This is a genomic window from Hydrogenophaga sedimenti (assembly GCF_051857515.1).
GTDB lineage: Bacteria > Pseudomonadota > Gammaproteobacteria > Burkholderiales > Burkholderiaceae_C > Hydrogenophaga.
Genome location: NZ_JBPZHA010000012.1, coordinates 57272 through 78848, shown reverse-complemented (window position 1 = coordinate 78848; position 21577 = coordinate 57272). Strand labels below are relative to the sequence as shown.

Sequence of the window (21577 nt, the reverse complement as noted above, 5' to 3'; positions counted from 1 at the left end):
AATGCAGGATTCTCTGAACAGCCCCCCCGCCGTGCGCAACGACGTGGCCATCGTCTTGCCGGCCTACAACGAAGAGCTGACCATCGAGGCGACGGTCCGCGACTTTCATTCGGCACTGCCCGAGGCCAGCATCTGGGTGATCAACAACCGTTCGGCCGACCGGACCGAGACGATTGCGCGCGAGACGATCGCATCGCTGGGCTGCCGTGGTGGCGTGATCAACGAGATGCGTCCGGGCAAGGGCAACGCGGTGCGGCGCGGCTTCCTGGAGATCGACGCCGATGTCTACATCCTGGCCGATGCGGACATGACCTATCCGGCCAGCGAGGTCGTGCGCCTGATGGAGCCGGTGGTCTCGGGCAACGCCGACATGGTGGTGGGTGACCGCCACTCGGCCGGCCACTACGCGGCCGAGAACAAGCGCGCCTTCCACGGTTTTGGCAACAAGATCGTGCGCGATCTGGTCAACGTGCTGTTCCGCAGCAAGCTGGCCGACATCATGAGCGGCTACCGGATCTTCAGCCGGCGTTTCGTCAAGAACTACCCGATCCTCGTCGAGGGTTTCGAGATCGAGACCGACATGACGCTGCACGCGCTGGACAAGCGCTTTCGCATCATCGAGCTGCCGGTGAACTACAAGGACCGGCCCGATGGCAGCGTGTCCAAGCTCAACACCTTCAGCGACGGGCTCAAGGTGCTGTTCACCATCGGCAACATCCTGCGCTACTACCGCCCGATGCTCTTTTTCGGCGCGGTCGGCTGCCTGATGGCGCTGGCAGGGCTGCTGGCCGGTCTGCCGGTGCTGCTGGAGTTCCTGGAGTACCGCTACATCCTGCATGTGCCGCTGGCCATCCTGGCGACCGGGCTGGAAATCGTGGCCGCGGTCGTGTTTGCCATTGCCCTGCTGCTCGACTCGATCGCGCACCAGGACCGGCGCAACTTCGAGCGCCAGCTGCTGAACCAGGACCAGCGCTGAGCGATGCGCGGACGCACCCCCTGTCCCCTGGCCCGCGGGTCATGAGCGCCCCGGGGCTTGCGCGGTCTGCCGTCCGGGCGGGGCTGACCGCCGGCGCACTGTTTCTGCTGGCGCTGCTGCTGTTGCGGACGCTGTCCTTCGGCTGCGACAATCTGGTCTGCCATCCGTGGGGCTACCGCTTCGGCGCGGCCCTGCTGCTGGCCGGTGTCGCGCTGGCGCTGCCGGGCTGGGTGTTTCTGCGACAGGTGTGGCCCCGGGACAGCGACGGTCCCGGATTTCCGTTGTTCACGTCGATGGCCACCGGGCTCGTCCTGCTGATGGCCTACGTGTATGTCCGGTCGCTGTTCAGCCAGTTCGTGCGCGATGTTCCGGTGTCGCGCTGGGAGCTGGTGGGCCTGGTCCTGGTCGCGGGCGTCCTGGCGCTGCGCGGCGCCCGCCAGCGGTGGTCGTCCGGTGGGGACCGCGGGCAGGATGTCTGGCGCCTGGTGCTGGAGCTGGTGTTGCTCGCGGTGGTCTGCGTCGTGATCGCGGACCGGGAGCTGCCGCGCACCGTCCTGCTCTCCAGCGACCCCGATTTCCACGTGTTCTTCGGCCTGCAGGTCGAGCGCTTTGGCGGCGTTCCCTACCACCAGCGCGACTGGGGCGACCAGGCCTTCAACTATCCGGCGGGCTCGGGCGTGATGCTCTTCGTGTGGCGGCAGCTCAGCGGCCTGGATCTGCGCAACCTGCTGACGGCCTTGCCGATCCTGTTCCAGGTGGTGGCGGGCTTTGTGGTGGTGGAACAGCTCATGCCGGGGCTGGTGAAGACGTCCCACCGCGTCATCCTGCTGCTGTGCTCGCTGGGCATGACCGTGGGCGGCTTCCTGTTTCCGCTGTTTGTGCAGTACGCGCACATGGAAAGTGGTGCGCGGCAGATGGGCATCCTGGTGGTGGCGCTGTTGCTGGCCTGGGTGATCGCCAGCGTGCGCGAACCCGGTGCGGGTGCCTGGCGCTGGCTGGTGCTGCCCGTGCTTGCGTTCTTTGTGCTGATGGTGCTGAACCCGGCCCACGCGGCCTTGCCCGCCTGCGTGCTGGTGGCGCTGGCGGTGTACGGTTTCTTCACCGGCCGCAGGAGCTGGAGCCTGTTGCTGGTCCTGCTGGGCGGCCTGGCGCTGGGTGTGCTCGACCCCTTCTATCAGAAGATGGTGGGTTACACGCAGGGCGCACGCACCGACACCGTCATCTACGGCGACGCGCTGACGATCAAGACCTTGCCCGCCATCGTGCGCGGCACGGTCGGTTTTTTGCAGCACGGCTATCCGGCATTTTTCCAACAGCTGTCGGTGTTGCTGACCGAACAGCAGTGGAAGGTCTTCCTGTCCCTGCTGGTGTTCTATGCGGCCTGCCTGTTCGGGCTGTCGCCCAGGACCAGGATCTCCAGGGCGGCGTTCCTGTCGCTGCTGGCGCTGCTGCTGTCGATGTACGGAGTCCATGCCTTCACGCAGGCGCTGGCGACCGACATCCGCACCTTCCTGCTGGCGCCCTACATCTTCTTCAATCTGGCGCAGTACAAGGCCCTGCTGCTGATCTTCATGGCCGCTGCCGTGCTGGTCACCCTGATGCGGGCCGGGCGCCATGTGGTGTGGCTGGTGCTGGCCGGCATCTGTCTGGCGCTGCCGGCTGCGTGGCTGGTGCGCAGTGCGCAGCCGATGGTGCTGGAGCCGCGGCGGGACGACTGCGGAGCCCTCGGCTGCATCGAAGACGATGACCTGGTGCTGTTGCGCAAGTTCGAGCAACTGGTGGCCGGTGGCGAACTGGCGGCGGCGTCCGGCAAGCCACCCAGGGTGCTGATTCCGAACGCGGTGGCCAGAATGGAGCTGGAAACCTGGATTTTTCCGGTGTCTTCCGCACGGGTGTTGCCTTACTTCAAGGTGCTGCCCGCCGCCTTCTATTACTTTCAGGGCGATGCGGAGTACGGCACCGCCGCGTACCTGGCGCATGTCTGTGAACGGCTGGACCGCGGCTGGCTCCAGTCCAAGGGCATCGCCTACGTGTACCTGCCGTCCGAGCGCTCGCAGGCCTGCCTGGCCGGCATGGAGACGCTGATCGGCACCGAGCAGGTGGTGCTGAACGAGGGTGGGGCGTATCTGCTCAGGCTGCGGGAACCGGCTGCGGTGCAGGCGGTCCCAGGAGCACATTGAAAGACATTGGCATGGATCGGTTTGGTGGTTTTCTGGCTCGTCCGGCGAGGCTGTGGTCGGCGCTCATGGCGCGCACCTGGGTGCGCGCGCTGCTGACGCTGCTGGTGTTTGCCCTGCTGGCGACGGCGGCCCACCGGGCGCTGCCCAACCGCTATGTGCTGGATGTCGAACTCCAGGCTGAAACCCCCGTCGGAAGCTCGGCCCAGATCTACTTCTCGCTGGACGGCAAGAGCTTCTTCCCGCAGAACATCGTCGGCATGGTCCGGATCTTCGAGGCCGGGCAGCAGAGCTTCCTGGGGCGCGTCTATTCGCGCAAGCCGGTCAAGGCCCTGCGGCTGGACCCGGTGGATCGCGCGGGCGCGCTGGAGTGGCACTCCCTGTCCATGCAGGGGCCGGCGGCCAGGGTCGACTACCGGGGCGATGCGCTGCTGGCCCAGGCACCGACGCTGGACCAGCTGGAGCTGCAAAGCGCCAGCCCGCAGCGGCTGTCGTTCCTGTCGACCGGTGTGGACGCCAAGGTCGGGCTGGTGGTGCCGCCGGAACTGGTGTCGCAACCCGACCCGGACCGCAAGACGCTGCGGGTGGAGGTGTTCTCGGCGCTGGCGGGCCTGTGTCTGCTGGTGATCGTGCTGGACCTGCTGAAGGTCCGTCTGTCGGTCCTCGGGCGGGCCGTGCATGGTGGGGCTGCGCGGGTGGCGAACTGGCTCAGCGATGAAGCCACCATCGTCTTTTCGGCCTGGGCGGTGATGGTCTACGCGCTGCTGCTGGTGCTCTCGGGGATCTGGGTGGCGCTGGGTCTGTACCAGTCCTCGATCGGGGTGTGGGACGAGATCTACAGCACCAGGCCCGCGGAGCGCTCCATCTCGCTGGGTTACCCCAAGGAGATCCGCAGCGACGAGTGGGACGTGTTGACCCCCTGGATGCTCAACCAGGTGCAGACCGGCATGCGGGTGGACAACCCGAACATGGGCGCGCCCGCCGCGACCATCCTGGCCGGGGTCCCGGTCGACGGTCCCCTGATGCTGGCGCAACCCAAGTACTGGGGTTTCGAACTGCTGGACGTCGAGCACGGCTATTCCTGGTACTGGGCGTTCAAGACCTTCGGCATGATCGCGGCGGTGTTCACCCTGCTGCTGGCGCTGACGCGGGGCGATGTGCTGGTGTCGCTGGCGGGCGCGGTCGCTTTGTTCGGCTCGTCCACGGTCCAGTGGTGGTTCTCCGGGTTTGCGCCGGAAATGATCATCGGGCTGAGCGTGGCGGTGGTGGGCGCGACGTACCTGCTGTGGGCGCGCAAGACCGGGGGCATGGTGTTCGGTGCCGTGTCGGTGGCGCTGGTGGTGCCCAACCTGCTGATGCACCTGTACCCGCCGCACCTGCTGCCGCTGGGTTATCTGGCGGTGTTCCTGACGGGCGGCCTGTTGCTGCGCCCTGGCGCCCTGGCGGGCATCCTGGTGCGCTGGCGGCCCCGCCTGGTCATGGTGGCGATGGCGCTCGGTCTGATGGGCTGGCTGGTGTCGGTCTGGTATGCGGCGACGGCCGACACCGTGCGGCTGATGATGAACACGGTCTACCCGGGCAAGCGCTTCTTCCTGGGGGGCGATCTGCCACTGTACCTGGACTTCCATGGCATCTTCGAGTCTTGGAAGATCGAAGAGTGGCCGGTGCCGTTCCCGCCCACCAACCAGACCAAGGCCAGCCGCTTCTGGGTGCTGTTTCCGCTGGTGTTGCTGATCGTGCCGGTGTGGCACTGGCTGAAGCCGTCGTACCGGGTCAAGGCTTCGTTGCTGGCCTACTGCCTGCTGGTGTTGTGCTGGGCTTCCGTGCCCCTGCCGCAGGCGGTCCGCCTGGGGCTGGCGCACCTGGGCTGGTCCATGTCCGACCCCTGGGACAGTGCCTTCGGCATGGGGGTGGCCTCTGCGTTGCTGCTGGCCGTGATGGTGGCCGAACGGGCGCGCGGCGAGCTGACCGTGCTGCGGCCATCAAGCTGGCTGCTGGCGCTGGTGGCGTTGGCCCTGGTGCTGTCCTACGGTCTGTCGCTGGCACCCATCGATCCGGAGTTCTTCGACATCAACCGGATCCTGCTGGCGTCCGTGGTCGTGGCGGCGGTGGTCTGGGCGGTGCACCGGGGCAACCGCTGGCTGTACCTGGGTCTGATGGTGGCGGCGGCCATTCCGCCGCTGCATGTCAACCCGGTGCAGAACGGCCTGCGGCTCTACCTGCAGAAGGACGTGTTTGCCAACGCGCGCCAGCTTGGCGGTGATGGCGGTGTGTGGGCGGTCTACGGCGACCTGCGGGTGGCGCAGGGGTTCAAGGCGGTGGGACTGCGTGTCGTCAACGGCACCAACTACGCGCCGCGGATGCAGGTGCTCGATGTGCTCGACCCGCAGAAAAACGGCCAGGACATCTGGAACCGGTATGCGCACGTGGAGTACGTCTCGGGGCGGGCCGGAGCCGAGCCGTCCTTCGACCTGATGTTCCCGGACCACTACCAGATCGCGCTGGACGTCTGTGGCCGGCACATCCGGGCGACCGGCGTGACGCATGTGGCCTACACCTACGCGCCGTCGGCCGCGGAACTCTCTTGCCTGGAGCCTTTGCAGGCACCGGTTTCCGACGGCGCGGTGCGCTACTTCCGCCTGAAGTGAGGATGCCGCGGGAGCGGGAGGCGGACGCTCAGGTTCCGGCCTTGTCGGCGAGGTTGAGGATCACCACGCCCAGGCTGATGAGCACCAGGCCGAACCATTGCCACATGTTCAGGCGTTCGTCGAAGAACACCCAGCTGGCCGCGGCCACCATCAGGTAGAAGAACGAGCCGTTGATGGCGAAGGCCACCGACAGGCGTTCCTGTGCCAGCACGAAGAACCAGAGCACGTAGCCGCCGACCTGCAGGGTCAGGGCCGCATACACCCAGGGAGAGGAAATCGCGGCAATCAGGAACTGGATGATGCCTTCGTTCTTCAGGATGGGCGAAATGGCATTGACTGCGTTCTTCAGCACCATCTGGCTGGTGATGGTGAAGGACGTGACAAGAATGATCAGCAGGATGACTTGCATGGGGGGAGAGAAAAATCAGAGCGGCGTCTGGGAAAGTGCCTTGCGCTTGCGGTGCAGGCGCTGGTGAATGGCCACCTTGGGAACCGACTGCATGTCGTGCGAGAGAAAGGCCAGGATCAGCTGGAAGCCCATCAGCACCGGCAATGCGGCCAGCATGACCGTGCCGGGAGCCGTCATGACGTTCTGCTGGGCCGAGGACTGCCACTGCGTCACGCCGTAGACAGACCCCATGCACAGCAGCAGGGGGCCGGCCAGCAACTCCAGCGAGGCGGGCGACAGGTCGCGCAGGAAGTAGTTGTAGAAGATCCGCTTGAAGAAGTTGCGGATGTGCTTGAAGAGGAAGTCGAAGACGATCGACTTGATCTTGAGGTTGCTCTCTTCGTCGCCGTAGTTGGCATCCATCGGCACGTCCAGCACCACGCAGCGCAGCGTGTTGAGCCGAAACAGCATGTCGCTTTCGAAGAAGTAGCGGCGGCTGATCTTGTCCAGAGGCAGGTGCTCGACGATCCGGGCGTGGATGGCGGTGTAGCCGTTCGTCGGGTCGAACACGTCCCAGTAGCCGCTGGAGATCTTGGACATGAACGACAGTACCGCGTTGCCGAACAGGCGCACCGCCGGCATCTGGCTGATCTCGCTCAGGTCAAAGAAGCGGTTGCCCTTGGTGTAGTCCGCGTACCCTTCCAGAATGGGGTCGATGAACTGCGGCAGCAGCTCGGGCGCCATCTGGCCGTCGCCATCGATCTTCACGATGACGTCGCAGCCATCGTCCACGGCCGCGCGGTAGCCATGCATGACCGCGCCGCCGACGCCCAGATTGACCGCGTTGAAGACCACCTTGACCCGCGGGTCGCGGCAGTGCTCCTGCACGAATCTGCCCGATCCGTCCGGACAGGCGTCGTCGACCACATAGATCGCATGACACCGCGGACCCACCCGCGAGACCACGTCCAGGATGTGGGCCGTCACCCGGTAGCTTGGAATGACAACCCCCACTTTGGCGTTGACAGGGCTCATGAATGGCAGGGCGGAACGGGTGGTTTTGGGGCAGCTCGCTAGTTTAACAGTGTGTCAACGGGTGCCACTTTTGCCTTCATATAATGCTCGATTGCTTCCAATGCGCGCAGCCTGTCACCCATCGACGCTCCGTCCTCATGGACGCCAGACCACTCACCTGCGCCGGACGGACCACCCGCCGCGGCCACCCACCAAATGAACTTCACCCCCCTGCAGATCCCGGAAGTCATCGTTTTCGAGCCCAAGGTGTTCGGGGACGAGCGAGGTTTCTTCTTCGAGAGCTTCAACCACGCGCGCTTCGAAGCCGCCGTGGGATACCCGGTTAACTTCGTCCAGGACAACCATTCCAAGTCGGTGCAGGGCGTGCTGCGCGGCCTGCACTACCAGATCCAGCAGGCGCAGGGCAAGCTGGTGCGTGTCGTTCAGGGCGAGGTGTTTGACGTGGCTGTGGACCTGCGCAAGTCTTCGCCGACCTTCGGCCGCTGGGTGGGCGAACGCCTGAGCGCAGAAAACAAGAAGCAGCTGTGGGTGCCGGCCGGGTTCGCACACGGTTTTGTGGTGCTGAGCGAGACCGCCGAGTTTCTCTACAAGACCACCGACTACTACGCGCCGGCCCACGAGCGCAGCATTCTCTGGAACGACACCGACCTGGCCATCGACTGGCAGTTCGCCGGCCAGCCGGCGCTCTCGGCCAAAGACCAGGCGGGGACCGCTTTCCGCAACGCCGAAATCTACGATTGAGTGTTTTGATGAAAATCGTTTCTGTGGTTCTGTCCGGTGGTGCGGGCACGCGACTGTGGCCCGCGTCGAGGCAGGCGCTGCCCAAGCCGTTCATGAAACTCGGTGGCGGCAGTGCCTTGCTGGAGCAGGCGATTTCCCGCGGCCAGGCCTGTGGCACCGACGACCTGATGATCGTCACCAACCAGGATCACCTGTTCCTGACCCAGGGTCTGCTGGGCGAGATGACCGATCCGCCCCACGCGCATTACCTGCTGGAACCCAAAGGGCGCAACACCGCTCCGGCCATCGCCCTGGCGGCGCTGGCCTGCCAGAAGTCGCATGGCGACGAGGTGGTGATGCTGGTGTTGCCGGCCGACCACCTGATCCCCGACACGGAGACTTTTGTCGCCAATGCGCTGGAAGCCGCGCGGCAGGCGCAGGAGGGCCACCTGGTGGTGTTCGGCATCCATCCGACGGGACCGGAAACCGGTTTTGGCTACATCGAGGTGCCCAAGGTCGGCCGCGAGGTGCAGCCGGTGCTGAAGTTCGTTGAAAAGCCCGATCTGGCCACCGCGCAGGAGTACCTGTCCACCGGGCGTTTCTACTGGAACAGCGGCATGTTCTGCTTCACGGCGGGCGGGTTGCTGAAGGCCCTGGCCGAGCATGCACCCGACGTGCTGGCCGCGGCGCAGCACGCGATGGCGTCCGCCGAAACCAAGGCGCTGCCTCTGCCGGAATCCAGCAAGGCCCCCATGGTGACCCGCTTCGAGGCCCATGCGTTTGGCCGCCAGCCCGACATCAGCATCGACTACGCCGTGATGGAGCGGGCCACCAACGTGGTCCTGGTGCCTGCCCGTTTTGGCTGGAGCGACGTGGGTGCGTGGCCGGCGGTGGCGCAGGCCCACACACCCGATGCCAGCGGCAACACGCTGGGCTTGACCGACGGTACCGACTGGGTGGCCGTCAAGACCACCGGCACCCATGTGCACGTGGACAGCCATGGCCCCAAGGTCGTGGCCACGGTGGGGGTTTCCGATCTGGTGATCGTGGACACGCCCGATGCCTTGCTGGTCGCCAGCAAACAGGAAGCCCAGAACGTCAAGAAGGTGGTGGATGCGCTCAAGGAGCGCCACGCCAGCAGCCACCAGCACCAGAGCACGGTGCAGCCGGCCATCGTTCACCGGCCCTGGGGCACCTACACCACGCTCAAGGAAGAAGAGGGATACAAGGTCAAGCGGATCACGGTCAGGCCGGGGCAGAGCCTGAGCCTGCAGTACCACCACCAGCGCGCAGAGCACTGGGTGGTGGTGCACGGCCGCGGACTGGTGCAGGTCGGTGACAAGGAGTTCCCGACCCGTCCCGGCGAGTACCGCTACATCCCGCTGCAGGAGAAGCACCGACTGACCAACACCGGCCACGACGAACTGGTGCTGGTCGAGGTGCAGTGTGGCGACTATCTGGGCGAGGACGACATCGTGCGCCTGGCCGACACCTACGGGCGCGTCTGATGAATGCATTGATGGCGCTGTGGCGCTACCGGGGCTTCATCCTGGGCAGTGTCCAGCGGGAGTTCCAGAGCAAGTACCGCAATTCGCTGCTCGGCGCGGCCTGGAACATCGTCAACCCGCTGTCGATGATCATTGTCTACACGGTGATCTTCGCCAACCTGATGCGCACCCGCCTGCCCGGTGCCCAGGACCAGTTCTCGTTCAGCATCTACCTGTGTGCCGGCATCCTGACCTGGGGCCTGTTCGCCGAGATCACCAACCGGGCGACCGGCATGTTCATCGAGAACGCCAACCTGATCAAGAAGCTCAGCTTCCCGCGCCTGTGCCTGCCGGTGGTGGTGGTGGCGAACTCCCTGGTGAATTTCGGCATCCTCTTCGGGCTGTTCCTGCTGTTTCTCGTCATTTCGGGGCACTTCCCCGGTTGGGTGATTCTGGCGGTCATTCCCTTGCTGATCCTGCAGGTGCTGTTCGCCATCGGGGTCGGCATCAGTCTGGGGGTGCTCAACGTCTTCTTCCGGGACGTCGGGCAGTTCTTCGCGCTCTTCCTGTCTTTCTGGTTCTGGTTCACTCCGATCGTCTACCCGGTCAGCGTGTTGCCGGAGAGTGTGCAGTCGCTGATGCGCTACAACCCGATGGCGCGGGTGATCGAGGGATACCAGCAGGTGCTGCTGCACGCCAGCATGCCCAACTGGTACAGCCTCTGGCCGGTGGCCCTGCTGACGGCGCTGTTGTGTGTCTATGGCCTCTGGCAGTTCCGCCGCCATGTCGGCGAAATGGTCGACGAGCTTTGAAGGGTTGACCGGCATCCATGGGAACGATTTCTGTCAACAATCTGGGCAAGGCCTACAAGCAGTACCCCACACGCTGGGCCCGCTTGCTGGAATGGCTGAGCCCGTTTCACAAACAGCGCCACACACTCAAGTGGGTGTTGAACGACATCCACTTCTCGGTCGGGCAGGGCGAGGCCGTCGGCATCATCGGCATCAACGGCGCCGGCAAGAGCACGCTGCTCAAGCTCATCACCGGCACCACGCAGCCCACGACCGGCAGCGTGCGCATGTCCGGTCGCGTGGCCGCCATGCTGGAGCTCGGCATGGGCTTCCACCCGGATTTCACCGGGCGCCAGAACGCCTTCATGGCCGGGCAGCTGCTGGGCTATACGGTCAGCGATATCGAGAAACACATGCCCGAGATCGAGGCGTTTGCCGAGATCGGTGACTACATCGACCAGCCGGTGCGGGTCTACAGCAGCGGCATGCAGATGCGGCTGGCCTTCAGCGTGGCCACGGCGATCCGTCCCGACGTGCTGATCGTCGACGAGGCGCTGTCGGTGGGGGATGCGTACTTCGTGCACAAGAGCTTCGCGCGCATCCGCGCCTTCCGCGAGCAGGGCACGACGCTGCTCATCGTCAGCCACGACAAGGGTGCGATCCAGGCGATCTGCGACCGCGCCATCCTGCTCAATGAGGGCACCATCGCCATGGAAGGCGAGCCCGAGGCGGTGATGGACTACTACAACGCCATGCTGGCCTCGCACCAGAGCCAGAGCGTGCGCCAGGACGTGGTCTCCGGCGGCAAGATCCAGACGGTCTCCGGCACCGGCGAAGCGAATGTGACCGAGATCGCGCTGCTGAACGCCGACGGGCATCCGATCGAGCACGTCAATGTCGGGCAGAGCGTCACGCTGCGGGTGGAGGTGGCGGCCAGGGAGCCCATCGAGCGGCTGGTGCTGGGCTTTGGCATCAAGGACCGGCTCGGACAGATCATCTTCGGTTCGAACACCCACCACACCAACCAGGCGGTCGAGGATGTGCCCGCCGGCAGCGTGGTCCGTTTCGACATCAGCTTTCCCGCCAACTTCGGGTTCGGCACCTATTCCATCCAGACCGCGTTGCACAGCACGGACACCCATCTGGTGAACAACTACGAGTGGCGGGAGCGCTCGCTGGTGTTCAACGTCATCAATACCAGCAAGCCCCATTTCGTCGGCGTCTCCTGGCTCGATCACAAGGTGAACGTGTCATCGACGGCTCCGGCGCCGATGCGTTCATGAGCACGACCGTCCCTTTTTACCGGGCCTTCGAGGACCGGTACCGCGGCAGCCGCGAAGTCATCAAGGCGCGTCTGACGGTTTACCTGGATTTCCTTCGGCCGCTGACCGGTCAGGAAACGGAGAGGCCGAAGGCGGTCGACCTGGGTTGTGGCCGTGGCGAGTGGCTGGAGCTGCTGGTGGAGTCCGGGTTTGATGCCACCGGCATCGATCTGGACGAAGGCATGCTGGCCGCCAGCCGCGAGCGCGGGCTGACGGTGGTGCGGGGCGATGCGCTCGCGCACCTGTTGTCCCTGCCGGACAACAGCCAGGCGGTGGTCTCCGCCTTTCATCTGATCGAACACCTGCCGTTCGATGCGCTGCAGACCTTGGTGTCCCAGAGCCTGCGCGTGCTCCGGCCCGGTGGCCTGCTGATTCTGGAGACGCCCAACTCGGAAAACCTGGTGGTCGGCACCAGCCATTTCTACCTGGACCCGACGCACCAGAAGCCGATTCCGCACCAGCTGCTGGGTTTTCTCGCCGAGTACCACGGCTTTGTCCGCAACAAGATCCTGCGGCTGCAGGAGCACGAATCCGCGGTCAGCGATCCGTCGCCCACGCTCTGGGATGTGCTGGCCGGCGCGAGTCCCGACTACGCGGTGGTGGCCCAGAAGGGCGGGGCTGCGGAAGACCTGGCGCGCTTCGATGCCGCGTTTGGCCGCGAGTACGGCCTGTCCCTGGAGTCGCTGGCCGTGCGTCACGAGGTACATGCTCGCAACCAGCGCGAGCAAGGGCTTCACGCGCTGGCCGTCGAGGTGGCGCAATCCCGCAAGGCGTTGCAACAGGCTGCCCGCACGGTGCAGCAGTTGTCCGCTTCGGTCGAGCGACTGCAGTCGGAAGTGGCGCGCATGGAGGAAGTCTCCGGGCGGAGGTTGAAGGACATGTCCTCCCAGCTCGGTCAGACCTGGTCGATCGCGGCGTCGCTGGATCAGCAGCTGGCGGCATGGCGTGCGGGCGCCGACGCCAGCATCGCGAATGCGGTGGAGCGTCTGAACCGTCTCGAACGCAGTGGTCCTTCGGCATGGATCAAGTACGGCCTGGTGCGGCCAGCCCTCGTGGCGGGTCTCGCGCTGGGGGCTGCCGTGCTGGCGCCTTTCCCCGGTGTGCGGCTGCGCGCCGGCCAGTGGCTGGCCGCCAGGGTCCCAGGGCTGCACCGTCGGCTGGCGCTGTTGCGTGCCGGTGGGGTGCCGGAGCCTGCACAGCCCGATCCCCCTGCGGCCGTGGTGTCCGCACCGGAGCTTCCCCGTGGCGCGTTCAAGCGCAGCGCCGCCACCAAGCCTGCCGTGCTGCTCGCGGACCCGCTGTTGCTGGAGATGGCCCGTCCGCTCGATCTCGAGTCCTGTCTTTCCCTGGCCCGGTTCCGGCGGGAGCACGAGTCCCTGGAGGCCGTGACCACGCTGGGCCAGATGCGGCGCAGCGCCACTTCGGTGGCGTTCGTGCTGACCATTCACCACGGCGACCGCGATGCCCTGGTGCGCAGCGTCCAGTCGGTGCTGCGCCAGACCGATCCGGCGTGGGAACTGCTGTTGTGCGCCGCCCCTGCGCTGCAGCCGCTGGTCGACGAGTGGCTCGACATCGACTGGCGCATCCGGCGCGTCACCGGCGCCACGGACGACGAGGTGCAGAACCTGCTCAGGGCCAGCGGCCAGTGCACCACCGCCTTCATGGGATTGCTCACCCAGGGCGATGGCGTCGACGACGATCTCGTCAAACACCTCAGCCAGGCGCTGGCCTCCGATCCCGGACTGGACCTTGTGTACACCGACGAGGCGACCCTGCTCGACGACGGTTCGGTCGTGTCGCCCTTCTTCAAGCCCGACTGGTCGCCCGAACACCACCACTCGGTCAACCTGCTGGGCCGTTTCCTGGCGGTGCGCAAGTCGCTGCTGCTCAACCTCGAGGTGCCGGGCAGCGGCTCGCCGGAGGCCGACGAATATGCCCTTTCGCTGGCGGTGTCGGGCCAGGCGCGCCGCATCGGGCACCTCGAAGACCTGCTGTATGTGCGACGGCGTGAAAGCGATGTGCCCGCCGGTGGCTTCTTCTCGCCCGGCGCGCTGGAGCCGGCGCGGACGGCGCTGCAGGCGCACCTGGCCACGACCGATCCGGGCGTGCAGGTGACCGCCCATGCGCATCCGGGCAGTCTGCAGGTCCGCTGGCCGATTCCCGAAGGCCTCGAAGTCACCCTGCTCATCCTGACCAACATGCAGGAGCGCGAGGTGCCGGGCCGCGGCAAGCTGGTGCTGGCGACCAATTTCGTCGAATCCATCATCGCCAGGTCCAGCTACCCGGGCTACAAGATCATCGTGGTTGACGACGGGCATGTGCCCGACGACCTGCGTGCCCTGCTGGCGCAGCATGGCCACTCCACGGCCACCTTCGTCAAGGACGGCGACTTCTCGTTCGCCGGCAAGTCCAACTTCGCGACATCGCTGGTGAAGTCCGGGGTCGCGCTGCTGCTCAACGACGATCTGGAAGTCATCGCACCCGACTGGATCGAAGCCCTCGTGAGCCACGCGGTGCGGCCGGAGGTGGGCGTGGTCGGCGGCAAGCTGCTGTTCCCGAACAACCGCATCCAGCACGCCGGCATCTCGACCGGCCTCAATGGCTCGGCCGGTCACGTGTTCATGAACCGTCCCGTGGACGAACTGGAGTACGGCGGCTATGCGTCGGTGGACCGCAACTACGGCGCGGTCACCGGTGCGGTCATGGCCTACCGCAAGGAGTTCTTCGACCGCATGGGCGGTTTCGACGAGTTTTTCCGGGTGGACTACAACGACATCGACTTCTGCCTGCGCTGTGTGCGCGACGGCTACCGCGTCGTCTACACGCCGCATGCGCTGCTCTATCACTTCCACAACTCCAGCTTCAAGCGCAAGCACGACAAGAGCGCGGAGCGGCAGGAGTTCCTCTCCCGCTGGCAACACCTCGTGGATCGCGATCCGTACTGTGGCGTGCACCTGCGCAGCATCAGCGCCGAACAGCAGCACTCCGAGGTCACACCATGACGCCAGCCAGCGACGACCAATCCCTGATGGTGGCCGACCCCTACGATCCGGTCGCCTATGACCTGCTGCTCGACACCCTCGAGGAGCAGGCCCGCGACGAAGCGGCGCGCCGTGGTGCCGACTGGAATGTGGTCATGGGTGCTGCCGACGGGACTCCCTCGGTGCTCCGTCAGGCGCTGACACTTGTCCTGCTGGGCCTGTTCGATCCCTCGCACTACCTGACCACCTATCCCGACATCGCGTCCTGCGGAGCCGATGCGCTCATGCACTACGTGCAGTACGGCGACAGGGAAGGCCGGTGGCCGAACGCCCATTTCAACCCGACCACCTATCGCCATCACTTCGCCCCCGGGGCGCTGGACGGGCTGTGCTCGCTGTATCACTACGCCGTGTTCGGCGAAGACCTGGGGCTGGATTCGCCCACGGCGTTCGCACCGCGGCGCTACCTGTCGTCCAACCCCGAACTGCAGGGCTGGGTCGACCGGCCGTTGACCCACTTTCTCCACCTGGGCAAGCCGGCCGGACTGGTTCTGCACCACCGCATCCGCCTTTCCAGTGACCAGCGCGTGGGCGTGCCCGAGCGGTCGGTGTTGCCGTTGCCCTTGCCGCTGCAGCCGGAGCAGGGAATCAACGTCGTCGGTCCGCTGGACAAGATTTCCGGACTGGGGGTCAGTGCGCGTGGTTATCTCGAAGGCCTGACGCTGGCCGGCGCGCCGAAACTGGGCACGCGCGCGCAGCAGCGGGAGTTCCCTCGCCAGACCAGCCTGGGCAGCGACCAGCTGACACTGCCGGCGTTCATCGAGGGTGCGCGGGTCAACATCGTGCACATGAACGGCGACACGCTGCCGATGATGCTGGAGCAGGGCGGGGACGCCCTGTTCCGGGACACCTACAACATCGCGGTCTGGTACTGGGAGCTGCCGACGCTGCGGCCCGAGTGGCAGGTGTCGATGAAGTACTTCCACGAGTTCTGGGCGCCGACCCCCTTCATCGCCGAGACCCTGCGGCGCTCCACCGCCAAGCGGGTCACCCTTCTGCCGCCGTACCTGGCCTACCTGGACGGCATCCGTCCGGAATCGGAGGCCTCCGGCACGCACAACTTCGTCTACTGCTTCGACGCCAACAGCATTCTCGAGCGCAAGAACCCGGGCGCCCTGCTCGATGCGTTCTGTCAGGCCTTTCCGGCAGGCGGCGGGCACGACGTCCAGCTGACCTTCAAGATCACCTACCCGGACCACACCAATCCCGAGGTCAAGCGGCTCTACGAAGCGGCTGCGGCCGACTCGCGTGTGCGCATCATCGACTACCTGCTCGGCGACGAGGAACTGCACCACCTGATCGGCACCGCGTCCGCCTACGTGTCGCCGCACCGGTCCGAGGGGCTGGGTCTGACGGTGGTGGAAGCCATGGGTGCGGAGGTTCCGGTGATCACGATTTCCTTCGGCGGGCTGAGCCATTTCATCTCGCCGGAAACCGCCTTGCCGGTGCGCTTCCACCGGCTCGAGTTGCCGTCCGACTACTTCCCGTATCCGCAGGGATTCGTCTGGGCCGACCCCGATGTGGACTCGCTTGCCGAGAACCTGAGGTTCGTGCTGGAATCCCCTGCCGAGGTGCGGCGCAGGGCGGTCGCTGCCCGCGCGCATGTGCTGGATTTCTTCTGTTCGGAGCGCCTGGTCGCGGCTTACCGGTCAGAGCTGGATCGCCTGTCGGGACTGGGGCAGTGAGGCCGCGGCCTCGGGCAAAGAGAGGCACCAGATGAAGCTTTTCATTCAGATCCCCTGCTTCAACGAGGGCGCGACGCTGGCCGTGGCCCTGGCAGCGCTGCCCCGGCAGGTACCGGGCTTCGACGCGGTGCACTGGCTGGTGATCGATGACGGCAGCAGCGACGACACGGTGGACGTGGCGCGGGCCAACGGGGTGGACCACATCGTGCGCCACTCCGGCAACCGGGGCCTGGCCCGGGCGTTCATGACCGGCATCGAAACCGCGCTCTCGCTGGGCGCCGACGTGATCGTCAACACCGATGCCGACAACCAGTACAACGCCGCGGACATTCCTGCGCTGACCGGCCCGATCGTGCGGGGGCAGGCGGAAATGGTCATCGGTGCCCGACCGATCAGCGACATCGCGCATTTCTCTCCGGTGAAGAAGAGCCTGCAGAAGCTGGGCAGCTGGGCCGTCCGGGTCGCCAGCAAGACGACGATCCCCGATGCCCCCAGCGGGTTCCGCGCGATCAGCCGGGCGGCCGCCAGCCGCCTGATGGTGTTCAACGACTACACCTACACGCTGGAAACCATCATCCAGGCGGGCCAGAAGAACATCCGCACGGTGTCGGTGCCGATCCGCGTCAATGAGGACCTGCGCCCCTCGCGGCTGGTCAAGAGCATTCCCTCCTACATCCGGCGCAGCGTCATCACGATCATCCGCATCTTCGTGATCTACCGGCCGTTCCGTTTTTTCTTCACCATCGGCATGGTGCTGTTCCTGACCGGCCTGCTGATCGGTCTGCGCTTCCTCTGGAAGTACCTCACCGGGGACGGCAACGGTCACATCCAGTCGCTGATCCTGGCCTCGGTGCTGCTGGGCATGGGATTCCAGACTTTCCTGGTGGCCTTCGTCGCCGACATCCTGGCCGCCAACCGCATGCTGCTGGAAGAGATCCGCTACAAGCTCAACGTCTCCGACCAGCGCATCAGCCCCGCCGTGTGGTCCGCCGACACCGCAGCGGCGCCGGATGCGCATCCGGACCAGGAGAAGCCATGAACACGCGCGTCACGGGCGGCACCAGCGAGGGGGGTGTGGTCGTCGGCAACACCTTCGACAAGTACGGCAGCCGCAATCCCGTCGTCCGGTACCTGATGAGCGGGTTCACGCAGTCGCTGGAGGGCTTCATCCGGCAGGCTGCGCCCGAATCGATCAACGAGATCGGTTGCGGCGAGGGTCACTGGGTCATCCGTTGCCAGGACATGGGCTATCGCGTCCGGGGATGCGACTACTCAGGCACGGCCATCGAGCTGGCCCGGCAGAACGCGGCCGGGCACGGCATCGACCCGTCGTGTTTTGCCGTGAAGAGCATCTACGAGCTGGACCCGCAGCAGGAGGCAGCCGATCTGCTGATGTGCTGCGAGGTGCTGGAACACCTCGAACAACCGGAACTGGCCCTGCAGAAGCTGCGGCAGATTCCCGCGCGGCACTACATCCTCAGCGTGCCGCGCGAGCCGCTGTGGTGCGCCCTGAACCTGGTGCGCGGCAAGTACCTGGGTGCGCTCGGCAACACGCCGGGCCATCTGCAGCACTGGAGCAAGGCCGGGTTCGTGCGGGCCGTCTCGGCGCACTTCGACGTGCTGGCGGTGGCCTCGCCGCTGCCATGGACGATGCTGCTCTGCCGCCCCAAAGCGGACCGCTGAATGGCCAGGTCGCTCAAGCCGATCCTGGCCCGTCTCGGTTCGGTGCTGGCGGTGGCGGGGCTGGCTTTTGTCGGTGTCCGCCTGGCCGACTACTGGCCGCAACTGAAGGCGGTCCCGCTGTCCGGCGCGCTGGTGTCCCTGCTGCTGGCGCTGGCGGTGGGCTATGGACTGGCGAATGTGTTGCTGGCCCTGGCCTGGCGGGACCTGTTGCGGGAACTGGGGGGGCGGCTGTCCGTGGCGCGGAGCGTCGCGGTCTACGGACGCTCGCAGATCGCCAAGTACGCACCAGGCAACGTGTTCCATCTGGCGGGGCGCCAGGTGCTGGGCATGGCCGAGGGCGTGCCGGCGCAGCCGCTGGCGAAGTCGATCGGACTGGAGCTGGGGCTGCTGGTGGTGTGTGCCGTCGTGCTGGTCGGTCTGCTGTTGCAGCGCTGGCTGGCCGGGCAGGTGGGGGTGCTGGCCTGGGTGGTGCCGGCGGGGCTGGCTGTCCTGGTGGTTGGCGCCGTGCTGCGCTGGCGGTGGTTCTGTGCGGGCAGGGCACTGATCGGGCAGTCGCTGTTTCTGCTGTTTTCGGCCGGTGTGTACTGGGCGGTGCTGGCCGCCCTGGCGCCCGAGGCGGTGTCCCGGGTGCCGGCCGGCGTGGTGCCGGGTGCCGCGATCGCGGCCTGGCTGGTCGGGCTGGTGACGCCCGGAGCCCCCGCCGGGCTGGGCGTGCGCGAGGCGGTGATGCTGCTGATCCTGGGCCTGTGGGTGCCGCAGGCCGATCTGGTGCTGGCCGTGCTGCTGGCCAGGCTGGTCAACATCCTGGGCGATGTGGGGTTCTTCGTCGCCAGCCTCTGGCTGGCGCGCCGGCTGGTCCTTGGGGTGCCTGCCGGTCATACCCGGGTTGATCGCACCCATGGCTGACCCGCTCCTGTCGACCAAGGCGTCCTGGCGGTGGCCCGATGTGCTGCTGGCGCTGTGTGGACTGGCGCTGGCCTGTTCGGTGCACGGTGCGATTCCCGGATGGATGCTGCCGGTACACCTGCAGATGCTCTGGAGCGGGGGCTTTGCCGAGTCGCTGGCCCACCAGGGATGGTTGGCTCTGTACGCCAACGACTTTGGCGCGCCGTCGCCGGCGCCGATTGCGTTCGGCCTGAGCGGTGTCCTGCCCATGGCCGCCTTGATCCGGCTGGGGCTGGCCATGCCGGATGCCTACGCCATGACCGTGATGCTGTGGCTGGTGGTCGCATTTGGCGGCGCCGCTAGCCTGGCCGCCCGGCTTGGTACCCACCGCCGGACTGCCATCCTGCTGGCCACCTGCTGGCTCACGCTGCCCATGGTGTGGGGCCACGCGGGATACAGCATGCTCGCCTTGGGCATCGCACTGCTGCCCACCTATTCCCTGATGACGCTGTCGCTGTTGCAGGCACACGGGAGTGGACGGTGGGCGGGGGCGGCCAGAGCTGTGCTGGCAATGCTTGTCGCGTTCGTGGCCGTCTTCATGGACGGGTACACCTTCGTCATGTATGGCGTGGGCTCGCTGTGTCTGATCGCGCTGTCGGCGCTGCCGGGTTCGGAGCAGCGCCAGAGCGCGGTGTGGACAGCCCTCGCGACCCAGCTGGTCTCACTGTCGGTCGCCTATCTGGCCTACAAGCGCTATGTCGGGGGATTGCCATTCGACCCGGGTTCTTTGGACACGTTCCGGGCGTTCGGTCTGGATCTGCACTACCTTGTCGTGCCGACCCAGGGGCTGCAGCCGGTTTTCGACTTCTTCGGATGGTCTTCTGCCCGCAGCCAGCTGGACCAGTTCGGGGACACGTCGGTCTGGACCACGACCTTCGCCCTGCCATTGGTGGTTCTGGCGGGGGTGGCCTGGCTGGATCGTGGCGGGAACAGCCGACTGGTGATTGCCATCGGCGCCATCGCGGTGGTGTCGATGTATTTCTCGCTGGGTCCGTCGCTCAAGGTGCTCAGTGCCGGGCATTTCGCTCCCGGCCACATTGCGTCGGGTCATATGCCTGCGAGTGCCGGATGGATCGAGACGGGCAATGCCTGGATTTCCCGGACGCTGCCGGGTTTCTCATCCATGCGGGCGGCCTACCGCTGGACGGCGCTGTCCCTTTGCTGCCTCTGGATGCTGATTGCGGTCTGGATGGGGCGGCGCTGGAGCGGCCGCCAGACGGTGCCCATGCTGCTTCTGGCCACCGTGATCGCGCTTCAGGTGCCAGACCTGTCCGTGCATTGGCAGACCAAACGCGGGCTGCGCGCGATGTTTCTCACCATGGACCAGGCGGTGGCGCAGGACATGGGGGTCCTTGGTCTGAAGGATGAGCGGACGGTGCTTCTGCCCACCGGCAACGATTTCCTCGTCAACCACATCGCTGCGCGTTATCGGCTCAAGGCCTACAACATCGGCGGCGACAAGAATCTGGAACTGGCTCGCGATCGCTGGCCAGCGTCCATTCGTCGGGCGCAGGCGCACAGCGGTCCGGGTCTGGCATTGGAAGTCCGCAATATCCTGCTCCGGGGCGATGCCGATGCCGTGGTGTTGCCACATGTGGGGCTGATTGAGGCCGCCTTTGAATGGCCGTGCGAGGCGCAGAGTCCGTTGGCCCGGTTTGCGCCCTGGCGCAAACCGGGCCAACCGGGCAGAACGGTAGAAGACAACCGCCTGCGGGTGGCGGTGCCGATCGACGCACGGCACAACGAGCATGCGACCTATCTGCTCAGGACACACCCGGACACCCATGCCCCGCTGCCCGCGCTGTCGCTGCGGTCCGCACCGGCAGGTGCTGTGTTGCAGCAGCGCTTGGCGAGCGGTCGTTGGGAAACCGTTTCATCGGTTCGATTGGCCGTGACACCCGAGGCGAGACTGCTGCTGGCTACCCCACCGGCCTGTCGCACCAGGACCTGCACTCAGGAGGTGAGCCTGGGGTGGAGCGAAGGCGCTGTGGCGGCCGATGAGGTGATGTTCACCAACATTGGTCCCGAATGCCCGGAGCCCATGCGCGAGGCGCTTCGCCCTGTGCTGCAGGAGCTGCGTGCCGACCCCGCGTTCGAGGTGCGGGAAGCCGCGTTCTTCTCGGTGGTCCGGCCGGCGCCACGGCTGAGGGCCGCGGGCGTGCTAGAGCGCAACGCCGCGCTCGCCGAGCTTCTGTCGTTTCCCTTGCGCACCAACAGCGCGGAGCCGCGACAGGCCATGGTGCTGCTGGACGGCTGGCACGATCCGGAACCGGGGCATGTCTGGTCCACGGGGCAGGCGACGCTGTCATTGCCTGTTCCCTCCCGCTGCAAAGCGGCGGCGTGCGAGGTCCTGCTGGAATTCTTTGCCTTTGGTGCGAGCCCTGCACATCCGGTGTCCGTGACCGCCACCCACGTCCGCACCGGCGCTGCCGTGACCTGGCACCTGCCGTCGGGAGCCGGGTTCGTCGGTCGTCTGCCGCTGGACGGTGGTGCCGGGGTCGACGAAATCCGTCTGTCCGTTCCGCAGGCGACCTCGCCCCGCCAGCAGGGCATTTCCGGGGATGCCCGGAAACTGGGGATCGCCCTAGGGCTGATCGACATCCGGTCCGTACCGTCCCCCTGATGGGGGAAAGGACGGTGGAGGCATGGCGGGGCGCCTAAAATCAAAGTTTGCCTCCG

General features: G+C 66.2%; 15 protein-coding genes. 13 read left to right on the top strand and 2 right to left on the bottom strand.

Annotated elements, in window-relative coordinates; all coding sequences use genetic code 11:
- The first annotated feature begins 1 nt into the window (after position 1).
- The 3 genes from ACS5NL_RS18545 to ACS5NL_RS18535 all read left to right on the top strand — a co-directional run bounded on the left by ACS5NL_RS18545 (position 2) and on the right by ACS5NL_RS18535 (position 5801).
- Positions 2–976 carry a glycosyltransferase family 2 protein gene (locus ACS5NL_RS18545; protein WP_439355444.1) on the top strand — a complete coding sequence of 325 codons (975 nt, stop codon included), beginning with the start codon at positions 2–4 and terminating at the stop codon, positions 974–976.
- 41 nt (positions 977–1017) lie between these two features.
- The gene (locus ACS5NL_RS18540; protein WP_439355443.1) at positions 1018–3156 is read left to right on the top strand and encodes a hypothetical protein; all 2139 of its coding nucleotides are present in this window, start codon (positions 1018–1020) and stop codon (positions 3154–3156) included.
- A 65-nt stretch (positions 3157–3221) separates the two neighbouring features.
- Positions 3222–5801, top strand: coding sequence for a DUF7657 domain-containing protein (locus tag ACS5NL_RS18535; RefSeq protein ID WP_439355441.1), 2580 nt, complete (start codon positions 3222–3224; stop codon positions 5799–5801).
- A gap of 28 nt (positions 5802–5829) precedes the next feature.
- Here the strand turns inward: ACS5NL_RS18535 and ACS5NL_RS18530 are convergent, their stop codons facing one another.
- Positions 5830–6210 (bottom strand): DMT family transporter, encoded by a 381-nt coding sequence (locus ACS5NL_RS18530; protein ID WP_439355439.1) that lies wholly within the window; start codon positions 6208–6210, stop codon positions 5830–5832.
- 15 nt (positions 6211–6225) lie between these two features.
- The gene (locus ACS5NL_RS18525) at positions 6226–7224 is read right to left on the bottom strand and encodes a glycosyltransferase family 2 protein (RefSeq protein ID WP_439355438.1); all 999 of its coding nucleotides are present in this window, start codon (positions 7222–7224) and stop codon (positions 6226–6228) included.
- A gap of 195 nt (positions 7225–7419) precedes the next feature.
- Between ACS5NL_RS18525 and rfbC the strand changes: the two genes are divergently transcribed.
- The 10 genes from rfbC to ACS5NL_RS18475 are packed head-to-tail and all read left to right on the top strand — an operon-like array spanning position 7420 to position 21521.
- A complete protein-coding gene (gene rfbC, locus ACS5NL_RS18520; protein WP_439355437.1) occupies positions 7420–7965 on the top strand; it encodes a dTDP-4-dehydrorhamnose 3,5-epimerase in 546 nt (181 codons plus the stop codon).
- A gap of 8 nt (positions 7966–7973) precedes the next feature.
- The gene (locus ACS5NL_RS18515) at positions 7974–9452 is read left to right on the top strand and encodes a mannose-1-phosphate guanylyltransferase/mannose-6-phosphate isomerase (protein WP_439355436.1); all 1479 of its coding nucleotides are present in this window, start codon (positions 7974–7976) and stop codon (positions 9450–9452) included.
- A complete protein-coding gene (locus ACS5NL_RS18510) occupies positions 9452–10243 on the top strand; it encodes an ABC transporter permease (protein WP_439355435.1) in 792 nt (263 codons plus the stop codon). Before ACS5NL_RS18515 ends, ACS5NL_RS18510 begins: the two co-directional genes overlap by 1 nt.
- Before the next feature lie 17 nt (positions 10244–10260).
- Positions 10261–11505, top strand: a complete 1245-nt coding sequence (locus ACS5NL_RS18505) for an ABC transporter ATP-binding protein (protein WP_439355434.1) — start codon at positions 10261–10263, stop codon at positions 11503–11505.
- A complete protein-coding gene (locus tag ACS5NL_RS18500) occupies positions 11502–14546 on the top strand; it encodes a methyltransferase domain-containing protein (RefSeq protein ID WP_439355433.1) in 3045 nt (1014 codons plus the stop codon). The genes ACS5NL_RS18505 and ACS5NL_RS18500 overlap by 4 nt, the downstream gene beginning before the upstream one ends.
- Positions 14543–16270 carry a glycosyltransferase gene (locus ACS5NL_RS18495; protein ID WP_439355432.1) on the top strand — a complete coding sequence of 576 codons (1728 nt, stop codon included), beginning with the start codon at positions 14543–14545 and terminating at the stop codon, positions 16268–16270. The genes ACS5NL_RS18500 and ACS5NL_RS18495 overlap by 4 nt, the downstream gene beginning before the upstream one ends.
- A gap of 31 nt (positions 16271–16301) precedes the next feature.
- Positions 16302–17309 carry a glycosyltransferase family 2 protein gene (locus tag ACS5NL_RS18490; RefSeq protein ID WP_439355431.1) on the top strand — a complete coding sequence of 336 codons (1008 nt, stop codon included), beginning with the start codon at positions 16302–16304 and terminating at the stop codon, positions 17307–17309.
- Positions 17306–17953, top strand: coding sequence for a class I SAM-dependent methyltransferase (locus ACS5NL_RS18485; RefSeq protein WP_439355430.1), 648 nt, complete (start codon positions 17306–17308; stop codon positions 17951–17953). Before ACS5NL_RS18490 ends, ACS5NL_RS18485 begins: the two co-directional genes overlap by 4 nt.
- On the top strand, positions 17954–18859 hold the full coding sequence (locus tag ACS5NL_RS18480; protein ID WP_439355429.1) for a hypothetical protein: 906 nt from the start codon (positions 17954–17956) through the stop codon (positions 18857–18859).
- Entirely contained in the window at positions 18852–21521 is a 2670-nt protein-coding gene (locus ACS5NL_RS18475) for a hypothetical protein (protein WP_439355427.1), read from the top strand. Before ACS5NL_RS18480 ends, ACS5NL_RS18475 begins: the two co-directional genes overlap by 8 nt.
- Positions 21522–21577: the final 56 nt, after the last annotated feature.

Bases quoted from the DNA above. Each gene is read 5' to 3' on its own strand.
- ACS5NL_RS18515 (WP_439355436.1), top strand. From the start codon at position 7,974: ATGAAAATCGTTTCTGTGGTTCTGTCCGGTGGTGCGGGCACGCGACTG.
- ACS5NL_RS18510 (WP_439355435.1), top strand. From the start codon at position 9,452: ATGAATGCATTGATGGCGCTGTGGCGCTACCGGGGCTTCATCCTGGGC.
- ACS5NL_RS18500 (WP_439355433.1), top strand. From the start codon at position 11,502: ATGAGCACGACCGTCCCTTTTTACCGGGCCTTCGAGGACCGGTACCGC.
- ACS5NL_RS18475 (WP_439355427.1), top strand. From the start codon at position 18,852: ATGGCTGACCCGCTCCTGTCGACCAAGGCGTCCTGGCGGTGGCCCGAT.
- ACS5NL_RS18545 (WP_439355444.1), top strand. From the start codon at position 2: ATGCAGGATTCTCTGAACAGCCCCCCCGCCGTGCGCAACGACGTGGCC.
- ACS5NL_RS18525 (WP_439355438.1), bottom strand. From the start codon at position 7,224: ATGAGCCCTGTCAACGCCAAAGTGGGGGTTGTCATTCCAAGCTACCGG.
- ACS5NL_RS18490 (WP_439355431.1), top strand. From the start codon at position 16,302: ATGAAGCTTTTCATTCAGATCCCCTGCTTCAACGAGGGCGCGACGCTG.
- ACS5NL_RS18505 (WP_439355434.1), top strand. From the start codon at position 10,261: ATGGGAACGATTTCTGTCAACAATCTGGGCAAGGCCTACAAGCAGTAC.
- ACS5NL_RS18485 (WP_439355430.1), top strand. From the start codon at position 17,306: ATGAACACGCGCGTCACGGGCGGCACCAGCGAGGGGGGTGTGGTCGTC.
- ACS5NL_RS18495 (WP_439355432.1), top strand. From the start codon at position 14,543: ATGACGCCAGCCAGCGACGACCAATCCCTGATGGTGGCCGACCCCTAC.
- ACS5NL_RS18480 (WP_439355429.1), top strand. From the start codon at position 17,954: ATGGCCAGGTCGCTCAAGCCGATCCTGGCCCGTCTCGGTTCGGTGCTG.
- rfbC (WP_439355437.1), top strand. From the start codon at position 7,420: ATGAACTTCACCCCCCTGCAGATCCCGGAAGTCATCGTTTTCGAGCCC.
- ACS5NL_RS18530 (WP_439355439.1), bottom strand. From the start codon at position 6,210: ATGCAAGTCATCCTGCTGATCATTCTTGTCACGTCCTTCACCATCACC.
- ACS5NL_RS18540 (WP_439355443.1), top strand. From the start codon at position 1,018: ATGAGCGCCCCGGGGCTTGCGCGGTCTGCCGTCCGGGCGGGGCTGACC.
- ACS5NL_RS18535 (WP_439355441.1), top strand. From the start codon at position 3,222: ATGGCGCGCACCTGGGTGCGCGCGCTGCTGACGCTGCTGGTGTTTGCC.